We start from the raw sequence: 20,645 nt of genomic DNA, 5'->3' as shown, positions 1-20,645 counted from the left end.
GACAGGCAGGGCCGGGGGCGCCGGCGCCTCGAAAAATGAGACCAGTGACAGGAGACAACTGATGTCGGTTGAAGAGAAGCTGGAACGATTGCGGAAGATGAAAGAGCAGGCGCTGCTCGGCGGCGGCGAGAAGCGCATCGAGGCGCAGCACGCCCGCGGCAAGCTCACAGCCCGCGAGCGTCTCGACATCCTCCTCGACGAGGCGAGCTTCACCGAGGTCGACGCGCTGGTGACCCACCGCTGCACGGAGTTCGGCGCCGAGAAGCAGCGCTACTACGGCGACGCGGTCGTGACCGGCTACGGGCGCATCGACGGCCGCCCCGTCTTCGTCTTCTCGCAGGACTTCACCGTGTTCGGCGGCTCCCTGTCGGAGGTCGTCGGCGAGAAGATATGCAAGATCATGGACCTGGCGATGAAGACGGGGGCGCCCGTCATCGGGCTGAACGACTCCGGCGGCGCGCGCATACAGGAGGGGGTCGCCAGCCTCGCCGGCTACGCCGACATCTTCCTGCGCAACGCCCTCGCTTCCGGTGTCATCCCCCAGATATCGGTAATCATGGGGCCGTGCGCCGGCGGCGCCGTCTACTCGCCGGCAATGACCGACTTCATCTTCATGGTGCAGAAGACCTCTCAGATGTACATCACCGGCCCCGATGTCATCCGCGCGGTGACGCAGGAGGAGGTGACGCACGAGGAGCTGGGCGGCGCCATGACCCACGCCACCCGCAGCGGCGTCGCTCACTTCGCGTCGCAGAACGAGGAGGAGTGCCTCAACTCCGTGCGGGAGCTCATGTCGTTCCTCCCCCTCAACAACATGGAAGACCCGCCCGTCGTCGCTTCCGCCGATGACCCCCACCGGCGCTCGGAAGACATGCTGGTGCTCGTGCCCGACGACCCGGTGAAGCCTTACGACATGCGCGAGGTGATATACCGTGTCGTTGACAGCGGCGACTTCATGGAGGTGCACGCGCACTTTGCCCAGAACATCGTCGTCGGCTTCGCGCGGATGGCCGGCCGCACGGTGGGGATCGTCGCCAACCAGCCGCTGTACCTGGCGGGCGTGCTCGACATCGACTCGTCGCGGAAGGCGGCGCGCTTCGTGCGCTTCTGCGACGCCTTCAACATACCCATCATCACCCTCGTCGACGTCCCCGGCTTCCTCCCCGGCACGGCGCAGGAGTTCGGCGGCATCATCTCCCACGGCGCGAAGCTCGTCTACGCCTACTCGGAGGCGACGGTGCCCAAGGTGACGATCATCGTGCGCAAGGGGTTCGGCGGCGCCTACGACGCCATGGGGTCGAAGCACCTGCGCGCCGACATCAACTACGCCTGGCCGATAGCGGAGATCGCGGTGATGGGGCCGGACGCGGCGGTGAACATCATCTTCCGCAACCAGTTGCAGGAGTCGGCCGACCCGGAGGCGCTGCGGGCGCAGCTAATCAAGGACTATCAGGAGCGGTTCGCCAGCCCATACGTTGCGGCGGAGCGCGGGTACATCGACGACGTGATCGACCCTCGGGAGACGCGGTGGCAGATAATCAAGGCGCTGGAGATGCTGCGCAACAAGACGGACACGACGCCTCGCAAGAAGCACGGCAACATCCCCCTCTAGCGATATGAGACAAGTCGGAGTGCGCTAAGCAAAGACACATCTTTCTCGCCTTCTCGACGGGGTTGAGAAAGGCGAGACGATCACCGTTACTCGATGCCCGCCCTGTTTCTTGCCGGTTTGGGCTAAGCGCTCCCCCGCTATATAATCGATTCGAAAGCCCTCCGCAGAAGGAGCCCCCGTGGGGAAAAGCCTGGCCCGTAAGATCATCGAAGACCACCTCGTCGCCGGCGAACCCGTCGCCGGACGTGAGATCGCGCTCCGTATCGACCAGACGCTCACCCAGGACGCCACCGGCACCATGGCCTACCTCCAGTTCGAGGCCATGGGCGTCCCCCGCGTCCAGACCGCCCTCTCCGTGAGTTATGTCGACCACAACATGCTACAGACCGGCTTCGAGAACGCCGACGACCACCGCTATCTGCAAAGCGTCGCCGCCCGGTACGGCATCTACTTCTCGCGCCCCGGCAACGGCATCTGCCACCAGGTCCACCTCGAACGCTTCAGCGCCCCCGGCCGCACGCTGCTCGGCTCCGACAGCCACACCCCCACCTGCGGCGGGGCGGGCATGCTGGCGATTGGCGCGGGCGGCCTCGACGTGGCGATGGCGATGGCGGGCGAGCCGTTCTACCTGACGATGCCCCAGATCGTGCGCGTGGAGCTGAAGGGCCGCCTGCCGCCCTGGGTCTCGGCGAAGGACGTTATCCTCGAGATGCTGCGGCGCCTCACCGTGAAGGGCGGCGTCGGACGCATCTTCGAGTACGGCGGCGAGGGCGCGGCGACCCTCTCGGTGCCCGAACGCGCGACAATATGCAACATGGGCGCTGAGCTGGGCGCCACCTCGTCGCTTTTCGCCAGCGACGAACGGACGCGCGAGTACCTGCGGGCGCAAAAGCGCGAAGAGGCGTGGATACCCCTGAGCGCCGACGCCGACGCGGAGTACGACGACGCGGTCGAGATCGACCTCTCGGCGCTCGAGCCGCTCATCGCCCTGCCGTCGAGCCCCGACAACGTGGTCCCCGTGCGCGAGGCGGCAGGCCGCGAGGTCGCCCAGGTCATCCTCGGCAGTTGCACCAACTCGTCGTACATCGACCTGATGACGGTGGCCGCGGCCGTGAGGGGCAAGACGATTGCCCCCTCGCTGAGCGCCGCGCTCAACCCCGGCTCGCGCCAGGCGCTGATGTCGATTGCGGAAAACGGCGCCCTCGCCGACCTGATCGCGGCCGGTTTCCGCATCCTTGAGTGCGCCTGCGGGCCCTGCATCGGCATGGGTCAGGCGCCGGCGACGGGGACGGCCTCGCTGCGCACCTTCAACCGCAACTTCCCCGGCCGCAGCGGCACGACGGGCGACGCCGTCTACCTGTGCAGCCCGCAGGTCGCGGCGGCGACAGCCCTTCGCGGCGTCATCACCGACCCGCGCGACCTCGGCAACGCGCCGGAGGTCGAGCTGCCAGCGGAGTTCCCTGTGGACGACCGCATGATCATCCCGCCGTCGGACAAGCGGCGCGACGTCGAAATCGTGCGCGGCCCCAACATCAAGCCGCTGCCTCTCGCCGAGCCCCTTCCCGATACGATTCGAGCGCCCGTGCTCCTCAAGACCGGCGACAACGTCTCCACCGACGACATCGCGCCCGCGGGAGCGAAGCTGCTGCCGCTGCGCTCGAACATACCGGCGATGGCGGAGCACGCCTTCGAGCGCATCGACCCCACGCTGCCCGCGCGCGCAAGGCAAACGCGGCGCTGGCTGGTCGTCGGCGGCGGCAACTACGGGCAGGGCTCCAGCCGCGAGCACGCCGCCCTCGCGCCGATGTCACTGGGGCTGAAGATGGTGCTCGCGAAGTCATTCGCCCGCATTCACGCCGCGAACCTCGTCAACTTCGGCATCCTTCCGCTCGTCTTCAACGACCCGGCCGACTACGACCGCGTGGCGCAAGGCGATGAGCTGGAGGCGACGGACGTCCGCGAGGCGCTCAAGCGCGGCCCCGAGGTGCGCGTCCGCAACCTCACGCGCGGGTTCGAGTTCACGGCCCGTCACACCCTGTCGCCGCGCCAGGTCGACGTTCTGCTGGCCGGCGGGGCGCTCAATTATGTAAAGACATCGCGGCCCCACGCGGGTCGCGCGTAGCAGAGTAAGGAGGCAGAGGCGTTGCGCGCGAAAGTCACAATCGTCGGCGCCGGGCAGACCGGCGGCAGCATGGCCCGCGACCTGGCGGCCAAAGAGTATGCCGACATCGTAATGCTTGATGTTGTCGAAGGACTGCCCCAGGGCAAGGCCCTCGACATCTCCCAGGCCGGCCCCATCGTCGGCTTCGACTCCAAGATCACCGGCACGAACGACTGGTTCGATACCGCCGGCTCCGACATCGTCATCATCACCTCCGGCAAGCCGCGTCTTCCCGGCATGAGCCGCGAAGACCTGGTCACTGCGAACACCGATATCGTCAAGTCCGTCACCGAGCAGGCGGTCAGGCACTCGCCAAACGCCATCATCATCGTCTTCGTGAACCCGCTCGACGCTATGTGCTACGTGGCGAAGAAGGTGAGCGGCTTCCCCCGCGAGCGCGTCTTCGGGCAGTCCGGCATCCTCGACGCCGCCCGCTTTCGCACGTTCATCGCCCGGGAGCTGAACGTGTCGGTGGAGGACGTGCAGTCGTACGTGCTCGGCGGCCACGGCGACGACATGGTCCCGCTCGTCCGTCACACCACCGTCTGCGGCATCCCCATCGGCGATCTCCTGCCGAAAGAGCGCATCGACGCCCTCGTCGAGCGCACGCGCAAGGGCGGCGGCGAGATCGTCGCGCTGCTGAAGACGGGCAGCGCCTACTACGCCCCCGCAGCGGCGACGATCGAGATGGTCGACGCCGTGCTGCTCGACCGCCAGCGGATCCTTCCCTGCGCCGCCTACCTCGAAGGGGAATACGGCCTGAACGACATCTACATGGGCGTGCCGGTGAAGCTGGGCGCGAAGGGGGTCGAGCAAATCCTCGATATTCCGCTGACGGACGACGAACGCCAGATGTTCGAGAGGTCGGCGGAATCGGTGCGGGAGGTGATAAAGGCAACGGGGATGTGATAGACCCGATTGCTGTGATATGAGAGAGATAACAGCCGGCGAGATCAGTGAGAAGGTGGCGCAGCTATTCATTGAGGCGGCGCACTTCCTGCCCCAGGACGTCATCGCCGCCCTGCAACGCGCCCGCGAGTCCGAGGGGTCGCCCCTCGGACGCCAGATCCTCGATGACATCCTGACGAATGCCGCCATCGCCGCCGAAGAGATGGTCCCGCTCTGCCAGGACACGGGCACGTCCGTCGTGTTCGTGGAGCTGGGGCAGGACGTCCACGTCACCGGCGGCGGCCTGGGAGAAGCGATAAACCGGGGCGTCGCGAAAGCCTACACCGAAGGCTTCCTGCGCAAGTCCATCGTCGAGCGGCCCTTTTCCGCCCGCAAGAACACCGGCGACAACACGCCCGCCGTCATCCACGTCGATCCCGTCCCCGGCGATAGGCTCAGGATAAAAGTCATGCCCAAGGGCGGCGGCTGCGAGAACATGAGCCGCATGACGGTTCTCCTCCCCGGCCAGGGCCGCGAGGGCGTGGTCAACTTCGTCCTCAGGGCCGTCGAGGAAGCGGCCGGCAACCCCTGTCCGCCACTCGTCCTCGGTGTGGGCATCGGCGGGACGGCGGAGCACTGCATGCTGCTGGCCAAGAAGGCGATCACGCGGCGGGTCGGCGAGCCGAGCCCTGACGCGGAGACCGCCGACCTGGAGCGCGAGCTGCTCACGAAGGTGAACGCGCTCGGGCTGGGGCCGCAGGCGGTCGGCGGCACGAACACCGCCCTCGCCGTACACGTTGAGACGTTCCCCACGCACATCACCGCGCTGCCGGTTGCCGTCAACATGCAGTGCCACAGCGCGCGGCTGAAAGAGGCGGAGCTATGAGCGGCGACGAAGCGAAAGGTAAACGCGTTCAGCTTCCACTGAGCGACGAAACGGTGGCGGGGCTGCGCGCCGGCGACCACGTCCGCCTCACCGGCGTCATCTATGCGGCCCGCGACGCCGCGCACCGCCGGATGGTCGAGGCGCTGGAAAATGGCGAGCCGCTCCCGTTCGACATCAGGGGGCAGGTCATCTACTACGTCGGCCCCACGCCTGCGCGTCCCGGCCGCGTCATCGGCGCCGCCGGGCCCACAACCGCCATGCGCCTCAACCCCTACACGCCGATCCTCATGAAGCACGGCCTCAAGGCCACCATCGGCAAGGGGGGCCGCGACCGGGCCGTGCGCGACGCCCTCAAGCAGTACGGCGGCGTCTACTTCATCGCCGTCGGCGGGCTCGGCGCCCTGCTGTCGAGGCGGATCAGGAAGGCGGAGGTCGTCGCCTACGACGACCTGGGGACGGAGGCCGTGCGGCGCCTCGATGTGGAGGACTTCCCCGTCATCGTGGCCGACGACATGTACGGGAACGACCTCCTCGAGCAAGGGAAGGCGCGCTACCAGCGGCGCGACCTGCTGGGAAGCTACGAGCCGGTGGAGCAGAAAGCGGAGTCGTCGGACGGCGGCGGCGTCTAGCGTCGCGCCCGCGACTCAGTCGATGAACGAGGCGAGGACGACCACGCCGTAAGCGAAGGCTGCTACCCCCAGCAGCGAAAGCGCTCCCGTCGTCACTCTCCCGACGGCGCCCCTCATCCCGTAATCAAGGAGGATGTTGCGCACGCCGTTCAGGCCGTGAAACAGCGCGAAGCCCAAAAGCAGCAGGTCGATTGTCCAGTAGACCGGCGATTCCATGCGCTGCACGACGTCGGAGAAGACGACGAGCGCGGGCAGCGCGCCCTCCTCGACTTCGGCGATGTTGAACAGGTGCGTAACCACGATGTGCAAGGGCAGCAGCACGATCAGCCCCACCGCCGATATCCGCTGGAAGAGCCACGGCCAGAAGCTGAAGCTGGCCTGTGGCGCCGCCAGCATCTCTCGTTCAAGCTCCAGTCGCGCCATTTAGACTCTTCCCCTACAACAGGTTCCGCACCGCGAACACCGACGCCGCGAACACGGCCACTGCGCCCGCGAAAGCGGCCCAGAACATCGCCTTCTGAAAGCGCAGGCCGATCGCGAAGTCAAACAGGATGAGACGCAGTCCGTTGAAGGCGTGGAACGCCACCACGCCCACCAGGCCGGCGTCGAGGACGAGGAACGGCGTGTGCTCGAACGTCTCCAGCAGGTCGTCGAAGGTCCGCTCCCCCTGGAGCGCCGTGCCGATGACGAAGATGTGAGCGATGAGATAGACGGTGAGGAAAAGACCGGAGAGCCGCTGCAGCGCCCACGCGGCGGTGCCCGTCCTCATCGCCTTTGCCTGGAACTGGGCGTCGAGCGGCTTATACATCGCGCTTCCGCCTTTTGCCGGAGCGGTCGAGCCCCAGCCTGTCAAAGATGACCATCTTCTTCAACTGCTGGATCGCTTCCGTGGGGTTGATCCCCTTTGGGCACTGCTCCATGCAACTGAACACCGTATGGCAGCGCCACAGCCCTTCCTCGTCGGCGATGCGCGCCAGCCGCTGGGCTCTGGCGTCGTCGCGCGTGTCCTGGCAGTAGCGGCATGCCTTCGTGAGGGCGGCCGGCCCCAGGTAGCCGTCGTCGATGGCGACGATGGGACAGGCGGAGTAGCAGGCCGCGCACTGAATACACGAGACCAGGTGGCCCAGGCGCAGCGCGCGCTCCGGCTCCATCAGGTACTCCCGCTCGGGCTCCGGCCTCTCCGGATCGACGACCAGCCAGGGCAGGACGGCGCGCATCTTCTCGTAGAACGGTGCCATCTCCGCGACGAGGTCCTTGATCACGGGAAGGTTGGCGAGCGGTTCGAGCGTGATCTCGCCGCCATTCGGGGCTACGTCGATTGCCTTCGTCTTGCAGGCGAGGCGCGAGACGCCGTTCACGCGCATGGCGCAGGAGCCGCAGATGGCGCTCCGGCAGGCGCAGCGGAAGGCGAGCGAGCCGTCCACCCGCTCGCGCACCGCGAGCAGCGAGTCGAGGATGGTCGCCGACGGCGGAACCTCGACGGCGTACCGTTGATAGTACGCCTCATCTCCCTGCGACGGATCGAAGCGTCGCACCCTGAGCTTTACTTCCACTAGTACACCCTCTTCTCCGGCTGCCAGCGCGTCACCGTCACCGGCGCGTACTCCAGGACCGGCCCTTCGGGACGGTAGCGCGCGAGCGTGTGCTTCATCCAGCGCTCGTCGTCGCGCTCCGGGAAGTCGCGCCGCGAGTGCGCGCCCCTGCTTTCCTCGCGCATCAGCGCTCCGAGAGCGATGACCTCGGCAAGGTCGAGCATGAAGCCGAGCTCGATGACGGAAAGCAGCTCCATGTTGAAGACGAGCCCCTTGCTTGCCACGGGCACACTCTTGGCCCGCTCCTTGAGTTGGCGCACGGTGGAGAGCGCCTCTTCCATGCCCTGCTTCGTCCGGAAGATGCCGACGCCCCGGTTCATCGCCGCCGCCATCTCGGCGCGGAGGTCGGCCATGCGTTCGCCGTTCCGCGGCCGCGCCAGTATCTCGGCGATCATCTCGCGGTCGCGCTGGACGGCGGACGCGAGAACGGAGGGTGAAGGTTTCGAGCGGGCGTGCTCTGCCGCTGCCCTACCCGCGCGGCGTCCGAAGGTGATCGTTTCCAGCATGGAGTTGCCGCCGAGACGGTTCGCGCCGTGGACGCTGACGCAGGCGCACTCGCCGGCAGCGAAGAGGCCTGGCAGAGGCGTCGCGCCGTGGATATCCGTTTTGACGCCGCCCATCGCGTAGTGCATGCCGGGACGCACAGGCACGGGGTCGGTAATGAAGTCGGTGTTCGTGAGGTCGAGGGCGAGCTCGCGGATCTGGAACAGCTTCTCCATGATCTTCGCTTTGCCCAGGTGCCGCAGGTCGAGCAGCACGCAGCCGTCGACGCCGCGTCCCTCGTCGATCTCCGTCTGCTCCGCGCGCGAGACGACGTCGCGGGCGGCGAGCTCCATCTTGTTCGGCGCGTATTTCTCCATGAAGCGCTCGCCGAGGGCGTTTAGCAGGTAGCCGCCTTCGCCGCGGGCTCCCTCGGTGATGAGGACGCCGCTGTCGCGCAGGGTGGTGGGATGAAACTGCACGAACTCCATGTCCATGAGGGGAGCGCCGGCGCGATAGGCGAGGGCATGGCCGTCGCCGGTGGAGATCAGGGAGTTGGACGTCGGCGTATATACGCGTCCGAAGCCGCCGCCCGCCATCACGACCGCCTTGGCGGCCAGCGCCTCGATCTCGCCCGTGCGCATGTTCAGGGCGACGGCGCCGCGGCACTCGCCGTCCTCCACAACGAGCGAGAGGACGAACCACTCATCGTACGTGGGGACGTTCAGCTTGAGCGCCTGCTCGTGCAGGGTGTGGAGTATCGCCTGGCCGGTGATATCCGCGACGTAGCAGGTGCGGGGGAAGCCGGCGCCGCCGAAGGGCCGCTGGTCAATGCGTCCGTCCGGCCGCCGGCTGAAGGCGGTGCCCATGCGCTCGAGCTCGACGATGTCTGACGGCGCCTCGCGGCACATCGTCTCGATCGCGTCCTGGTCGCCGAGGTAGTCGCTGCCTTTGACGGTATCGTAGGCGTGCGTCTCCCACGAATCGTCCTCGCTGAGGGCGGCGTTGATCCCGCCCTGGGCGGCGACGGAGTGGCTGCGAAGGGGGTAGACCTTGGTGAGGACGCCTACGTCGGCGCCCGAACGGGCCGCCTCGAGGGCCGCCCTCAGGCCCGCCAGGCCCGCTCCGATCACGAGGACGTCATGCTGCAGCATTCTTCAGAACAACCGGTTTTCGAGGCGTTCGATGGGTGAACGACGAAGCCATCGACATATTAGGCGATACGGGATTCTGAATCCAGCGAGAGCAGCGAGGCGTCCATGGGTTCGACCAGTCGGCATCCGGGCAACCGAAACTGCAGACGGTTGCGGGCCCACGGAAAGGAGACGGAGAGCAGCGGCGGAACAGGGGGGCGGCATTCTCGAATTACGCCGGCAAGCAGCGCGTTAGTCTGTTCCCGCCAGCGGAGAGGCCACCTCTTCACGCAGCGTCGGAAGCTTGGTCTCGACGATATCCCATACCAAGCGGTCGTCCACTTGCGCGTAGCCATGCGCCAGAATGTTTCGAAAAGCGATGATGCGGCGGTATTCGGTGATCCGGTTCGCTGCAGCCGGGTTGAGCCGTGACAGATGTAACAGCGGTTCGCCGATGATTTCGAATTGACGCTCGACGGCTGAGCGCAGCATGGCATCGTCTTCGTACTGGGGGAACGTCCTGCCTGCGGTGAAGGCGGTTATCTGCTCGCAAGCTCCCGCAATATCACGCACGCACTTCATTGCCTCAAGCTGCCTAGAGCAAGACCCTCGTGGCGTCAACTGACTGGCGAAAATAGGGGTTCTTGATCGCCGATGCGACGACAAGGTCAACGTGTCGCCGAAACAGCGCCCCCAGCGACTCCAGCAGCCCGAAGTACCGATCGGCGTAGCCGGGGCTGTCCGGCTGCTCAAACTCCACCAGCAGGTCAATGTCGCTGGTCTCGGACTGAAAACGACCCGTCACCGCCGAACCGAAGGCTTCGAGCCGGCGCACTCCAAAACGCTTGCACAGCGCTTCCAACTCCGCGCGGTTGGTCTCGATATCAGGGATCATGCCAGGTCTCCGCCGGGCTCAGATGCCGTGTTTGACTTGTCGCTGCGAATTCAGACGCGGGCTACCATTACGGCAGTTTATGGCATTCGCAGGCGCCTGTCCATAACGTGTCTGCCGGTCACCTTTCGAAGGAGCGGCGGATGGCCTCCGCGTAAAAGCCCCACATGCTCTCCGGAAGTAACCGCCCGATGGCGACCATCGTCTGCTCCCGGATCAGGCGGTCCTGCTCTTCGCGGCTGGCGCGTCGAGGAACGAGGGGGTCGAACGGCTCGCCGAAGCGAAGCACCAGGCGTCCCGGCTCCTCGTACGCCGCCGCGGGCAGGATGGGCGCGCCGCGGCGGTTCAGCAGTTGGAGGAAGAGGCCCGCGCCCGGCGTCGCCTCGACGAGGACGCCTTTTCCTCTCGCCTCCGGCATCATGCCCACGGGCTCGCCCTCGATCCGCTTCCCATCGCGGACGCGCGCGGCGACAATCGCCGCTGCCTGCTTAAGGGCCGCCGCCCGTCCCGCGACCTGCTGTTCGCTCTGTGGCATCGCGACGAAGCCGTATACGCGCGCCACCCGTCCGAAGGTCCAGCGCGTGAGCCAGACAGGGATGGGAATCGGCCCAAAGCGGCGCCCCTCCCACTGGTTCGTGATCACCCAGTGGATGTCGCGACTCTCCTCGCGACGTTCGGCCACAACCGCGGCAATTGCGATGCCGATGAAGTGCATTTGCAGACCGGGGCGCTCGTAGTGGTTGGCGACGAGGACAAAGGGGCCACGTGGCGGCACGTTCTCAAGGCCGATGACGTGCGGAGGGGGCGGGTTAACCCGCATTATCCACTGCGAGTCGCGCGATACCGACCGCTTCACTCCGAACAGGAGGTTGACGGCAAATAGCAGAAGGCCGAGGCGAGGAAACCGATATATCTTCCGGTTTTCTGGCGGAACGGGCGGGTACTGGTCAGGCATTCGCGGTATCGGAAAGCTCAGGAAACGGCCCGGCGTTGCGCCAGCAACAGCAGACCAGCGATCGACTTTGCGTCTTCGATCTCGCGCCGCTCGATCATGCGCAGCGCCTCCGCGAGGGGCACACGCAGGGCCGTCAGGTGTTCTTCCTCTGCCGCCTCGAGAGGACTCTCCTCGAGGCCTGTGGCGAGGAAAAGGTGGATGTACTCGTTGCTGTAGCCGGGGCTCAGGAAGAAGCCACCGAGAGGCTCCAGGCGGCGGGGGCGGAAGCCGGTCTCCTCGCGCAGCTCGCGCTCGGCGCAGACCGCGGGCTCTTCGCCATCGTCTATCGTGCCGGCGGGAAGCTCGTAAAGATGGCGACCTACGGGATGTCGGTACTGCCGCACGAGAAAGACGTTGTCGACGTCGTCGAGGGCGAGTAAGAGCACGGCGCCGGGGTGCTCGACCACCTCCCTGACTCTGGCAGGGCCATCATCGACGACCACGTTGTCGAGACGGACATTTACCAGCCGCCCTTTGTAGACGCGGCGGCTGTGAATCGTCCACGGCAGGTTTTCTTCTTCCTCGGGCACGTCAACCCCCTAATCCAGCTCCAGCACCATCGCCACCTCGTCGCAGTTGGGGAACTTGGGGCAGCGGTAGCACTCGTTCCAGACCTTGTGAGGCAGAGTCATGACATCCGCCTGTTTGAAGCCGAGCTTTTCGAAGAAGCCGGGCTTGAGCGTGAGCGCGAAGACGCGGCTCAGCCCGAGACCGCGCGCCTCTTCGATGCAGGCCCGCACCAGCAGCCCTCCCAGCCCCAGCGCCTGACGCTCCTCGCGCACGGCGAGCGAGCGGACCTCGGCGAGGTCCTCCCACACTATGTGCAGGGCCACACAAGCGACAATCTCGTCGCTGCGCCGCACGACGAAGAAGTCGCGCAGATTCTCGTAGACCTCGCCCATCGTGCGGGGCAGCATCTCGCCCTTCTCCGCAAATGAGCTGATGATCTCGTGGAGACCCGAGACGTCGCGGGTGCTTGCCTTCTCGACGAGAAACGGGCCGTGGAGCAACTTCTCTCTCTTTCCCGCCTTGACGACCATTATCGGGCTTCCTTCTCGTTGGGATCGGGGGTCCGCCGCCAGCGCAGGCGCACCGCCACCCGCTGATAGAACCCGGGCTCCTGCGGGAGACGGATGAAGCGGGCGACATGGTGGCTCATTGTGACGCGGACGGCCTGCCCGGGCGCAAGGCCGACGGTGGCCTCGCCGTCGAGGCTGAAAACGGCCTGCTGATCGGGGTCGAGCACGAGCTCGACGACGGCCGTCGGCGGCAGGACGAGGGCGTTCGTCTGGCCGAGGTGAGGCGCGATGGGCGCCAGCACCATCTCCTTCGACTCAGGGTGCAGGATAGGACCCCCGATGGCCTGGCAGTAGGCCGTGCTTCCGGTCGCGGTGGCGACGAGGATGCCGTCGGCGCGGTAGTCGGCGACGAGCTCGCCGTCGATGTAGGCGCTGGCAACGATCGTCCTCCCCAGAGCGGGGCGCCCGACCACGAGGTCGTTCAGCGCGTGGAGATAAGGCTGCTCGCCCATGACGACGCGCCCCCCGCGAGCCGCCAGCACCTGCGCGTGTAGTATGCCCCGCTCTTCCACCGTCCACTTCGAATCGGCGAGTATCTCCGGTACGCGTTCGCGCGCCTCCTCGCCCCTCAGCTCCGTGAGGAAGCCGAGCCGGCCGAGGTTTACCCCCAGCAGCAGGATGTCGTGGGGGACGCTCGCCCGCGCCGCTCTGAGGATGGTGCCGTCGCCGCCGATGGAGATCAGGAGGTCGCTGCCGGCGACGTTGTCCTTGACGGCCTGTTCGTCCCAGGCGGCGGCGACCCAGACTTCGCCCACGTGCGGCGAAGCAAGGGAATGCAGCTCCCCGGCGAGCGCCTCCGCCTCGGGCATCTTCGGGTGGTAGAGAATGCCCACCTTGTCCATGGCCGCTACGCTCCCGCTTCCTTTCGCCAGAGCACGAAGAACTCCTTGTTGCCGGCGGGCCCGCGCAACGGGGACGTGGTGAGGCCGCGCAGCCGCAAGCCCTGCGACGCCGCCCATGCGACCGTCCGTCCGATTACGGCGGCGTGGACCTGAGGGTCGCGGACGACGCCCCGCTTGCCGACCTCCTCGCGGCGCGCCTCGAACTGCGGCTTGATGAGCGCGAGGACGTGGCCGCCGCCCTTCAGAAGCTTCACCAACGGCGGCACCACTTTCTGAAGCGAGATGAACGACACGTCGACAGTCGCCAGGTCGGGCGCCTCGGGAAGGTCTTCCAAGTATCTCACGTTTACCCTTTCCATCACGCGGACGCGCGGGTCGGCGCGGAGCCGCGGGTCGAGCAGCCCGTAGCCCACGTCGACGGCGTAAACACGGGCGGCGCCGCGCTGCAGGAGGCAGTCGGTGAAGCCGCCGGTAGACGCGCCGGCGTCGACGGCCACGAGTCCGCGCACGTCGAGAGCGAAGACGCCGAGAGCGTGCTCCAGCTTCTCACCGCCCCTGCCGACGTAGCGGGCGCTCTCGGCCAGCTCGAGTTCGGCCCCGTCAGACACGAGAACGCCGGGCTTGGAGGCGGGCTTTCCATCGACGAGGACTGCGCCGCTCATCACGAAAGCCTGCGCCTTCTCCCGGCTTTCAGCCAGGCCGCGCTGGACGAGCAGGACATCCAGGCGGCTCTTCGGTGTCACAAAAAGAGCATAGTGACAGGAATAACAGAAGTCAAGGAAGCGCGTTGCGCGGCTGCGACGGCGACCGGGAAGTTCGCGGCTTCGGCACGCGTCCGAAGAATCGGGCTGCGATTGACGGGGGTCGGCGCGAGCATCTATCATCGGCGTATGGCAGACGGCGAAAACGTCCTCTCCGAACCGACGGCCTCCCTCGCGGCGTCCCAGAAATTGAGCGCCGCACCCGAAAGAGGCGTCCTTTCCTTCGCCCGCTATCTCATCGTCTCCACGCGCCCCAGGCAGTGGACGAAGAACCTTCTCGTCTACATGGCGATGCTGTTCTCCGTCGGGCAGGCCTGGCACCTGAGCGACGTCAACTCCTGGCTGCCGCTCCTCGGCAGGACGACGGCGACCTTCCTCCTCTTCTGCCTCGTCTGCAGCGCGGAGTATCTCGTCAACGACATCCGCGACCGTGAGACCGACCTGCTACACCCCCGGAAGCGTTTGCGGCCGATAGCGTCGGGCAAGCTCTCGGTGCAGACCGCGGCGACGGCGGCGCTGGCGCTGGGCGTCGTCGGGATAGCGGGCAGCTTCGCGCTCTCGTGGCAGGTCGGCGCGGTGGTCACCGGCTACACGGCGATGACCTTCGCGTACTCGTACAATCTCAAGCACGTCGTCCTGCTCGACCTCATGCTGATCGCGGCGGGCTTCGTCCTGCGGGCGATGGCAGGCGCGCTCGTTATCGACGTGCCGATATCGCCCTGGCTGTACGCCGTGACGGCGCTGGGGGCACTCTTCCTAGCGATAAACAAGCGGCGGGCGGAGCTTGCCCTGCTGAAGGAGGACGCGAACCAGCACCGTCCCATCCTCGACGAGTACACGCCGCACCTTCTCGACCAGATGGCGTCCATCGTGACCGCCTCCACGCTCGTCGCCTACGGGCTGTACACGTTCACGGCGGAGAACCTGCCCGAGAACCACTCGATGATGCTGACCACGCCGTTCGTGCTTTACGGCATCTTCCGCTACCTGTATCTCGTGCACGTGCGCGGCGAGGGCGGCAGCCCTGAAGAGGTGCTCCTGAAGGACTGGCCGCTTATCGTGGACATTCTTTTGTGGGTAGCTGTATCGGCGGCGATACTGGGTGTCGCGCGAGAGTAGGCCGATCACCGGCCGAGAGTTCCGAACAAAGAGAGAGGCCGTTCCACACGACCGGCCTCTCTTTCGTCATCGGTGCTGGTCGGGCACAGAGTCCCGACCCTACGGGGCGATCACCCCCGCTAGGCGGACTCTTCGCTGAGCGGCACCTCCAGCGGCTCGATCGTCTGGCCCGATTGTGTGATCAGCAGGGGCTTCTTGTGCCCCTGTATCGTCTCGGCGTTGACGATGCACTTCCGCACGTCGCCGCGCGAGGGTATCTCGTACATCACATCCAGCAGCACGTCCTCCAGTACTGTGCGGAGGCCGCGCGCCCCTGTCCGGTGGCGGATCGCCTGCTCAGCGCAGGCCGCGAGCGCCTCCTCCGTGAACGTAAGCTCCACGTCATCGAAGGCGAAGAAGCGTTGGAACTGCTTCATGAGGGCGTTCTTGGGCTCCGTCAGTATCCTGACCAGCTCCTCTTTGCCGAGGGAACTGAGGCTCACCACCATAGGCAGCCGGCCGACGAACTCAGGTATAAGACCGTAGTGAAGCAGGTCGTCGTGGGTCGTGTGCTTCAGCAACTCGTCGGTCAGGTCCTGTCCGGAGCGGTTGCGGAAGTCGGCTGCGAAGCCTATGGACCGCCTGCTGGCGCCGAGACGCCTGTCGACGATCTTCTCCAGCCCTTCGAAGGCGCCGCCGCAGATGAACAGGATGTTCGCCGTGTTTATCTGGATGAAGTCCTGATGCGGGTGCTTGCGCCCTCCCTGCGGCGGCACGTTGGCCACCGTCCCCTCGATTATCTTGAGGAGCGCCTGCTGCACGCCTTCGCCCGAGACATCGCGCGTGATCGATGGGTTGTCGCTCTTGCGGGCGATCTTGTCGATCTCGTCGATGTAGACGATGCCGCGCTCCGCCCTCTGGATGTCGTAATCGGCCGCCTGGATGAGATGGAGGAGGATGTTTTCCACGTCCTCGCCCACGTATCCGGCTTCGGTAAGGGCGGTGGCGTCGGCGATGGTGAACGGCACGTCGAGTATGCGGGCAAGGGTGCGCGCAAGCAGGGTCTTGCCGGTACCGGTGGGACCGACAAGGAGTATGTTCGTCTTCTCCAGCTCAACGTCGCCCGCCTGGCGGCCGGCGCCGATGCGCTTGTAGTGATTGTAGACGGCGACGCTAAGGACTTTCTTCGCCTGCTCCTGGCCGATGACCCACTCGCCGAGCTGTTCATAGATGAACTTGGGCGGCGGCACGCGCTGCGCCCGCGCCTTCGTCTTGACGGGGCCCGCCGCCTCTTCCTCGATTATCTCGCGGCACAGCTCGACGCACTCGTCGCAGATGTATACGGCGCCCGGCCCGGCAATAAGTCTCTTTACCTGGTCCTGGTTCTTTCCACAGAAGGAGCAGTGGTATTGTATTCGGCTGCCCCGACTATTCGGCATTGTCCATTCCCCTCAACACAGTGGGCTAGTGTAACAGTGATCCCCTATTAGCAAAACCCTAAGCCGGCGGCTTTTCCAGGATCTCGTCGACGATCCCGTACTCTTTTGCCTGCTGGGCGTCCATATAGAAGTCACGGTCGGAATCTCGCGCGATCCGTTCCGGCGGCTGGCCGGTATGGCGCGAGAGTATATCACGGATTATCTGTTGCTCGCGCAGTATCTCCTTGGCGTGGATTTCGATGTCGGCCGCCTGGCCGCGCACGCCGCCCGCCGCCTGGTGCATGTGCACTGTGGCGTTGGGCAGGGCGTAGCGCTTGCCCGCGGTGCCCGCCGCCAGCAGTACGGTGGCGAAGCTCGCCGACATTCCAACGCAGATGGTCGACACGTCCGGCCGGACAAGCTGCATGGTGTCGTAGATCGCCAGGCCCGCGGGAACGATGCCGCCCGGTGAGTGTATGTACATGCTAATGTCTCTGTCCGGGTCTTCCCGTTCCAGGTACAGGAGCTGCGCGATTATAAGGTTGGCTATCTGGTCATCGATCGGCGTGCCCAGGAAGATGATGCGTTCCTTCAACAGCAGCGAGTAGATGTCGAAGGCGCGCTCGCCGCGGGCGCCGCTCTCGATGACCATCGGTATAAGACTAGTTGGATCAGTTCTCATGGTTTGCTCCCCACTCCACCTGTCGACGCAGCCCTCTAACAAAACGATTGCGGAGAGCCGCCGTTACAGGGCTATTCTTCCTCCTCCGCTCCGGTCTCCTCGTCCCCCTCGGCCGGCTCCGCGCCGGATACGATCTCTATCAGTCTGTCCCACGTCTTGCGGGTGAACAGCGATCCTTGAATGGCCTCCCGGCCGCCGGGGTTATCGAACAGGCGCCGGATCTCGTCCGCCTGAGGCCCCGCACTGGAAGCCATCCGCTCGATCTCCTGTCCCACCTCGCTTTCGTCAACCTCTATATTCTCGACTTCCGCGACTTTGGACAACAGTAGCGACCGTCGCAAACGCTGCTCGGCGAGGGGGCGCATCTCCTCGCGGAGCTGCTCCTCCGACTTGCCGGCCCGCTGCAGGTAGCGCTCCAGGTCGCCGTCGCCGCGCGGCCCAGCCTGCTCCCGCAGCATCCGGTCGACTTCCTTTTCGACCAGCACCGGCGGGTACTCGAGGCGGGCGTTCTTCTCGAGGACCGAGATTACCTCCGCCCGGTAGCGGTCCATCGCCGCCTGCTCCTCCGCTTCGCGGATGTCGGCCGCGAGGCGTTCGCGCAGCGCGTCGAGGCTCGCGAAGCCTTCGCCGACCTGGCGGGCGAAGCTGTCGTCGAGAGGCGGCAGCTTCTCCTCTTTCACCTCGTGCACCACGACCCGACAGGCGCACTCCTTTCCCGCCAGCCCCGCGTCGCCGTAGTCCTCGGCGACAGGCAGAACGAACTCGCTCTCCTGCCCCTTTTCGAGCCCGACAAGCCTGTCGGCGAACCCCGGCAGATAGACCGATGCGCCTTCCCGCAACGGGAACTCGACATCCTTCTGTTCGATGATGCGGCGATTGCCCACGCTTATCGACGCGTCGATGCGGATGAAATCGCCCCACCGGACGGGCCGTTCCACCGGCTCCAAGTTCGCGTAACGGTGTCGCAGCCCTTCGAGGGCCTCATCGATCCGCTCCTCCGGCACGACGACCGGCTCGCGCGGCACGCGCAGGCTGCGGTAGTCGCCCAGCTCGATGGTGGGACGGATGGGAACGGTAGCTTTCATTACCAGCGGCTCAGTGCTCACCATCTCGAGTTCCGGCAGCTCTATGGGCTCGATCTCCTCCGCTTCCACCGCCTCGCGGTATACCTCCGGGATCAGTCGGTCGAGGGCCTCCTGCAGAAGTACGTCCCGCCCCAGGTGCCGCTCCAGCATGGCGCGCGGCGCCTTCCCCTTGCGAAAGCCGGGGACGCTGGCGCGCTGCACAAGACGCCGGTACGCGGCGTCGAGCGATTTCTCGACTCGCTCCGGCTCAACTTCAATCTGAAGGACAACCTGGCTCTGGGGGATTCTCTCGGCGGAAACCTTCACGCGATGAAGACTCCTTGGATTGATTCTATTATAACATGCGGGTTTCAAGGGCGGAAAGAGTATTGCTCCGGGATAACAGGACACGCCCCAAAACGCGGCGCCAAAGGCCCCGGCCTCAGCGGGCGTGCGGCGTGAGGACATCCATGAGGGCATCGCCCAGGAGGTTGAAGGAGAAGATCAGCATCGCCACCACCGCGCCGGGCACGAGCAGCAGGTGCGGGTCGGCCTGGAGGGTGCGGATCGAGCCGCCCTCGTACAGCATGGCGCCGAACGACGGCGTCGGCGGCTGGACTCCGACCCCGAACCAGGTAAGAGCGATCTCCGTGCCCGCGATCGCCCCCAGGGAGGCAGAGAGACTCACGATAACGATGTTGCTCACGTTCGGCAGGAGGTGGCTCACGATGACCCGCGCCGTCGACGCGCCCATCGCTCGCGCCGCCTGCACGTAATCCGTCTCCCGCAGCGCCAGCACCTGCGACCGGATGACCCGCGCGCCGCCCACCCACGAGAACAGCGAAAGCGCCCCGAACACGACGACGTAGTCGGGGAAACCGTCGATCCTCAGCGCGTCCTCAATGTTCTCCAGCCAGCCGATCGACCGAATGCGCGAACCAAGAGCAGCGTTAATCATTATCAGCATTGCCAGGCCGGGAAGCGCCCAGAACACGTCGCCCAGCCGCATGATGAACATGTCGACCTTGCCGCCGGCGTACCCGGCAAGCAGGCCGAGCCCCACAGCGAGGACGATGCCGCCCGTGATCAGCGTGGCAACGGTGACGATGACGGTGGTGCGAGAGGCCCAGATGACGCGGCTCAGCATGTCGCGGCCGTGACGGTCGGTGCCCAGGGGGTGTTCGATGGAAGGGCCCTCGCGCGCGTGGTCGAGGTCCTGGTCGGTGAAGCTGTGCGGCGCCACCCAGGGGGCGAAGATGCCGCAGAAGTAGAAGACGGCGATGAAGACAATCGCCGCTACCGCTATCTTCTTGCGCAGGAGACGGCGCAGGGCGATGGCAAGCGGCCCCCGCGCGCGAGTCGGCACTAACGCTTCGTCTTGCGGCTCTTCCGCGACAATTTCGACGGTGCTATCCAGCTCTCTGTCGCTCATAGCGGATACGCGGGTCGATGAACGTGTAAACGATATCGATGACGATGTTGGCGACTATAAACGCCGTCGCCAAGACCATGGTCATGGCCATTATCACGTCGTAGTCACGCTCTCCCACCGACTCAAAGGCGAGGCGCCCGATGCCGGGGATGCCCAGCAGCGTCTCGGTGAAGAACGCGCCTTCAAGCAGCGCCGCCAGCGACAGCCCGATGACGGTCACGAGCGGCAGGAGGGCGTTTCGGGCCACGTGCCGGCTCATCACAGTAAACTCCCGAAGCCCCTTCGCGCGCGCCGTCCGCACGTACTCCTCGCCGAGCACGCTGAGCGTCGTTGCGCGCGTTAGGCGGGCGACACCGGCGACTCCGGGCAGCGATAGGGCGAGGACGGGCATAATGATCCGTTTGTCGAAGACGCCGATGCAGTTCACAGGCTCCGGGAGGAAGCCGAGGTCGACGGGGCACGCCCAACCTCCGGTGGGCAGCCAGTGCAGTTTGAGCACGAACACGAGAAGCATGACCGGCACGGTAACAAGGACCGGTATCGACTGGAAGAAGAGGAAGACGCTGATGGAGAAGGGGTCGGCCCAGGTGCCCTGCTTCACGGCGGCGTAGATGCCGATAGGAATGCCCACCCCGAAGATCACGGCCAGCGCCACGATGCCGATCTGCGCCGAGACCCACATCTTGCGGAAGATGATCTCGGGCACAGTCATCGTAGGGTAGCGGAAGCTTTCCCCCAGGTCTCCGTGCAGCACGTTCTTCAGGTAGATGCCGTACTGCTCAAGGAAGGGCTTGTCGAGCCCCTTCGTGTGGCGGATGCGCTCCAGCACCTCGGGGTCGCGGTACTGCCCCTGGGCCACGCTGACGGGATCGCCGGGGCCGAGCCGGATGATGGCGAAAGTGATAAACGATACCGCAAGGAGAATGACCGGCGCCCAGGCGAGCCGTCGCACTACGTAGGGGAGGAGGCCTTGCATTTCTAGACTGCGTTCCGAGTCTCCAT

General features: G+C 65.9%; 22 protein-coding genes. 6 read left to right on the top strand and 16 right to left on the bottom strand.

The genetic code is table 11. The features are described from left to right. Positions 1-61: 61 nt before the first annotated feature. From QME71_04925 to QME71_04905, 5 genes are all read left to right on the top strand, one after another. Positions 62-1,612 carry a carboxyl transferase domain-containing protein gene (locus QME71_04925; GenBank protein ID MDI6857644.1) on the top strand — a complete coding sequence of 517 codons (1,551 nt, stop codon included), beginning with the start codon at positions 62-64 and terminating at the stop codon, positions 1,610-1,612. 178 nt (positions 1,613-1,790) lie between these two features. Beyond that, positions 1,791-3,734 (top strand): aconitate hydratase, encoded by a 1,944-nt coding sequence (locus QME71_04920; protein MDI6857643.1) that lies wholly within the window; start codon positions 1,791-1,793, stop codon positions 3,732-3,734. Between the two features lie 21 nt (positions 3,735-3,755). Then, positions 3,756-4,682, top strand: a complete 927-nt coding sequence (gene mdh, locus QME71_04915; GenBank protein ID MDI6857642.1) for a malate dehydrogenase — start codon at positions 3,756-3,758, stop codon at positions 4,680-4,682. A gap of 19 nt (positions 4,683-4,701) precedes the next feature. Next, on the top strand, positions 4,702-5,547 hold the full coding sequence (locus QME71_04910; GenBank protein ID MDI6857641.1) for a fumarate hydratase: 846 nt from the start codon (positions 4,702-4,704) through the stop codon (positions 5,545-5,547). Continuing rightward, a complete protein-coding gene (locus QME71_04905) occupies positions 5,544-6,176 on the top strand; it encodes a Fe-S-containing hydro-lyase (GenBank protein ID MDI6857640.1) in 633 nt (210 codons plus the stop codon). Before QME71_04910 ends, QME71_04905 begins: the two co-directional genes overlap by 4 nt. 15 nt (positions 6,177-6,191) lie before the next feature. On the opposite strand, the gene QME71_04900 is transcribed toward QME71_04905, so the two are convergent. The 11 genes from QME71_04900 to QME71_04850 all read right to left on the bottom strand — a co-directional run bounded on the left by QME71_04900 (position 6,192) and on the right by QME71_04850 (position 13,931). Further along, complete coding sequence (locus QME71_04900; GenBank protein MDI6857639.1) at positions 6,192-6,599, bottom strand: hypothetical protein; 408 nt, start codon at positions 6,597-6,599, stop codon at positions 6,192-6,194. A gap of 13 nt (positions 6,600-6,612) precedes the next feature. Further along, positions 6,613-6,984, bottom strand: a complete 372-nt coding sequence (gene sdhC, locus QME71_04895; protein MDI6857638.1) for a succinate dehydrogenase, cytochrome b556 subunit — start codon at positions 6,982-6,984, stop codon at positions 6,613-6,615. Next, on the bottom strand, positions 6,977-7,729 hold the full coding sequence (gene sdhB, locus QME71_04890; GenBank protein ID MDI6857637.1) for a succinate dehydrogenase iron-sulfur subunit: 753 nt from the start codon (positions 7,727-7,729) through the stop codon (positions 6,977-6,979). The genes sdhC and sdhB overlap by 8 nt, the downstream gene beginning before the upstream one ends. Beyond that, positions 7,729-9,402, bottom strand: a complete 1,674-nt coding sequence (locus QME71_04885) for an FAD-binding protein (GenBank protein MDI6857636.1) — start codon at positions 9,400-9,402, stop codon at positions 7,729-7,731. Before QME71_04885 ends, sdhB begins: the two co-directional genes overlap by 1 nt. Positions 9,403-9,633: 231 nt before the next feature. Continuing rightward, positions 9,634-9,963 (bottom strand): DUF86 domain-containing protein, encoded by a 330-nt coding sequence (locus QME71_04880; GenBank protein ID MDI6857635.1) that lies wholly within the window; start codon positions 9,961-9,963, stop codon positions 9,634-9,636. A 13-nt stretch (positions 9,964-9,976) separates the two neighbouring features. Next, the gene (locus QME71_04875; GenBank protein ID MDI6857634.1) at positions 9,977-10,276 is read right to left on the bottom strand and encodes a nucleotidyltransferase domain-containing protein; all 300 of its coding nucleotides are present in this window, start codon (positions 10,274-10,276) and stop codon (positions 9,977-9,979) included. A 118-nt stretch (positions 10,277-10,394) separates the two neighbouring features. Continuing rightward, complete coding sequence (locus QME71_04870) at positions 10,395-11,228, bottom strand: hypothetical protein (protein ID MDI6857633.1); 834 nt, start codon at positions 11,226-11,228, stop codon at positions 10,395-10,397. A gap of 17 nt (positions 11,229-11,245) precedes the next feature. Further along, on the bottom strand, positions 11,246-11,797 hold the full coding sequence (locus QME71_04865; protein ID MDI6857632.1) for an NUDIX hydrolase: 552 nt from the start codon (positions 11,795-11,797) through the stop codon (positions 11,246-11,248). A 9-nt stretch (positions 11,798-11,806) separates the two neighbouring features. Then, positions 11,807-12,307 carry an N-acetyltransferase gene (locus tag QME71_04860; protein MDI6857631.1) on the bottom strand — a complete coding sequence of 167 codons (501 nt, stop codon included), beginning with the start codon at positions 12,305-12,307 and terminating at the stop codon, positions 11,807-11,809. Next, positions 12,307-13,188: an NAD(+)/NADH kinase gene (locus tag QME71_04855; GenBank protein MDI6857630.1), complete on the bottom strand. Its 882-nt coding sequence runs from the start codon at positions 13,186-13,188 to the stop codon at positions 12,307-12,309. Before QME71_04855 ends, QME71_04860 begins: the two co-directional genes overlap by 1 nt. A gap of 5 nt (positions 13,189-13,193) precedes the next feature. Next, a complete protein-coding gene (locus QME71_04850) occupies positions 13,194-13,931 on the bottom strand; it encodes a TlyA family RNA methyltransferase (protein MDI6857629.1) in 738 nt (245 codons plus the stop codon). 147 nt (positions 13,932-14,078) lie between these two features. Here QME71_04850 and QME71_04845 point away from each other — a divergent pair, with 147 nt between their 5' ends. After that, positions 14,079-15,068: a decaprenyl-phosphate phosphoribosyltransferase gene (locus QME71_04845; GenBank protein ID MDI6857628.1), complete on the top strand. Its 990-nt coding sequence runs from the start codon at positions 14,079-14,081 to the stop codon at positions 15,066-15,068. 119 nt (positions 15,069-15,187) lie between these two features. Here the strand turns inward: QME71_04845 and clpX are convergent, their stop codons facing one another. The 5 genes from clpX to QME71_04820 all read right to left on the bottom strand — a co-directional run bounded on the left by clpX (position 15,188) and on the right by QME71_04820 (position 20,619). Further along, positions 15,188-16,486 (bottom strand): ATP-dependent Clp protease ATP-binding subunit ClpX, encoded by a 1,299-nt coding sequence (gene clpX / locus QME71_04840; protein ID MDI6857627.1) that lies wholly within the window; start codon positions 16,484-16,486, stop codon positions 15,188-15,190. Between the two features lie 58 nt (positions 16,487-16,544). Further along, positions 16,545-17,147: an ATP-dependent Clp protease proteolytic subunit gene (locus QME71_04835; GenBank protein ID MDI6857626.1), complete on the bottom strand. Its 603-nt coding sequence runs from the start codon at positions 17,145-17,147 to the stop codon at positions 16,545-16,547. Between the two features lie 71 nt (positions 17,148-17,218). Continuing rightward, a complete protein-coding gene (tig, locus tag QME71_04830) occupies positions 17,219-18,538 on the bottom strand; it encodes a trigger factor (protein ID MDI6857625.1) in 1,320 nt (439 codons plus the stop codon). A 115-nt stretch (positions 18,539-18,653) separates the two neighbouring features. Then, positions 18,654-19,577, bottom strand: a complete 924-nt coding sequence (locus tag QME71_04825; GenBank protein MDI6857624.1) for an ABC transporter permease — start codon at positions 19,575-19,577, stop codon at positions 18,654-18,656. A 43-nt stretch (positions 19,578-19,620) separates the two neighbouring features. Then, a complete protein-coding gene (locus QME71_04820; GenBank protein ID MDI6857623.1) occupies positions 19,621-20,619 on the bottom strand; it encodes an ABC transporter permease in 999 nt (332 codons plus the stop codon). Between the last annotated feature and the right edge of the window lie 26 nt (positions 20,620-20,645).

The organism is Dehalococcoidia bacterium, assembly GCA_030018455.1.
Classification (GTDB): Bacteria; Chloroflexota; Dehalococcoidia; order DSTF01; family JALHUB01; genus JASEFU01.
The sequence above is the reverse complement of the archived record's forward strand: the minus strand, read 5'-3'. Positions and strand labels throughout refer to the sequence as shown.

Coding starts and splice junctions, on each gene's coding strand:
- QME71_04925 (MDI6857644.1), top strand. CDS start 62: ATGTCGGTTGAAGAGAAGCTGGAACGATTGCGGAAGATGAAAGAGCAG.
- QME71_04820 (MDI6857623.1), bottom strand. CDS start 20,619: ATGCAAGGCCTCCTCCCCTACGTAGTGCGACGGCTCGCCTGGGCGCCG.
- QME71_04845 (MDI6857628.1), top strand. CDS start 14,079: ATGGCAGACGGCGAAAACGTCCTCTCCGAACCGACGGCCTCCCTCGCG.
- QME71_04860 (MDI6857631.1), bottom strand. CDS start 12,307: ATGGTCGTCAAGGCGGGAAAGAGAGAGAAGTTGCTCCACGGCCCGTTT.
- QME71_04880 (MDI6857635.1), bottom strand. CDS start 9,963: ATGAAGTGCGTGCGTGATATTGCGGGAGCTTGCGAGCAGATAACCGCC.
- sdhC (MDI6857638.1), bottom strand. CDS start 6,984: ATGTATAAGCCGCTCGACGCCCAGTTCCAGGCAAAGGCGATGAGGACG.
- QME71_04855 (MDI6857630.1), bottom strand. CDS start 13,188: ATGGACAAGGTGGGCATTCTCTACCACCCGAAGATGCCCGAGGCGGAG.
- QME71_04910 (MDI6857641.1), top strand. CDS start 4,702: ATGAGAGAGATAACAGCCGGCGAGATCAGTGAGAAGGTGGCGCAGCTA.
- QME71_04885 (MDI6857636.1), bottom strand. CDS start 9,402: ATGCTGCAGCATGACGTCCTCGTGATCGGAGCGGGCCTGGCGGGCCTG.
- QME71_04875 (MDI6857634.1), bottom strand. CDS start 10,276: ATGATCCCTGATATCGAGACCAACCGCGCGGAGTTGGAAGCGCTGTGC.
- QME71_04900 (MDI6857639.1), bottom strand. CDS start 6,599: ATGGCGCGACTGGAGCTTGAACGAGAGATGCTGGCGGCGCCACAGGCC.
- QME71_04905 (MDI6857640.1), top strand. CDS start 5,544: ATGAGCGGCGACGAAGCGAAAGGTAAACGCGTTCAGCTTCCACTGAGC.
- QME71_04835 (MDI6857626.1), bottom strand. CDS start 17,147: ATGAGAACTGATCCAACTAGTCTTATACCGATGGTCATCGAGAGCGGC.
- QME71_04870 (MDI6857633.1), bottom strand. CDS start 11,228: ATGCCTGACCAGTACCCGCCCGTTCCGCCAGAAAACCGGAAGATATAT.
- clpX (MDI6857627.1), bottom strand. CDS start 16,486: ATGCCGAATAGTCGGGGCAGCCGAATACAATACCACTGCTCCTTCTGT.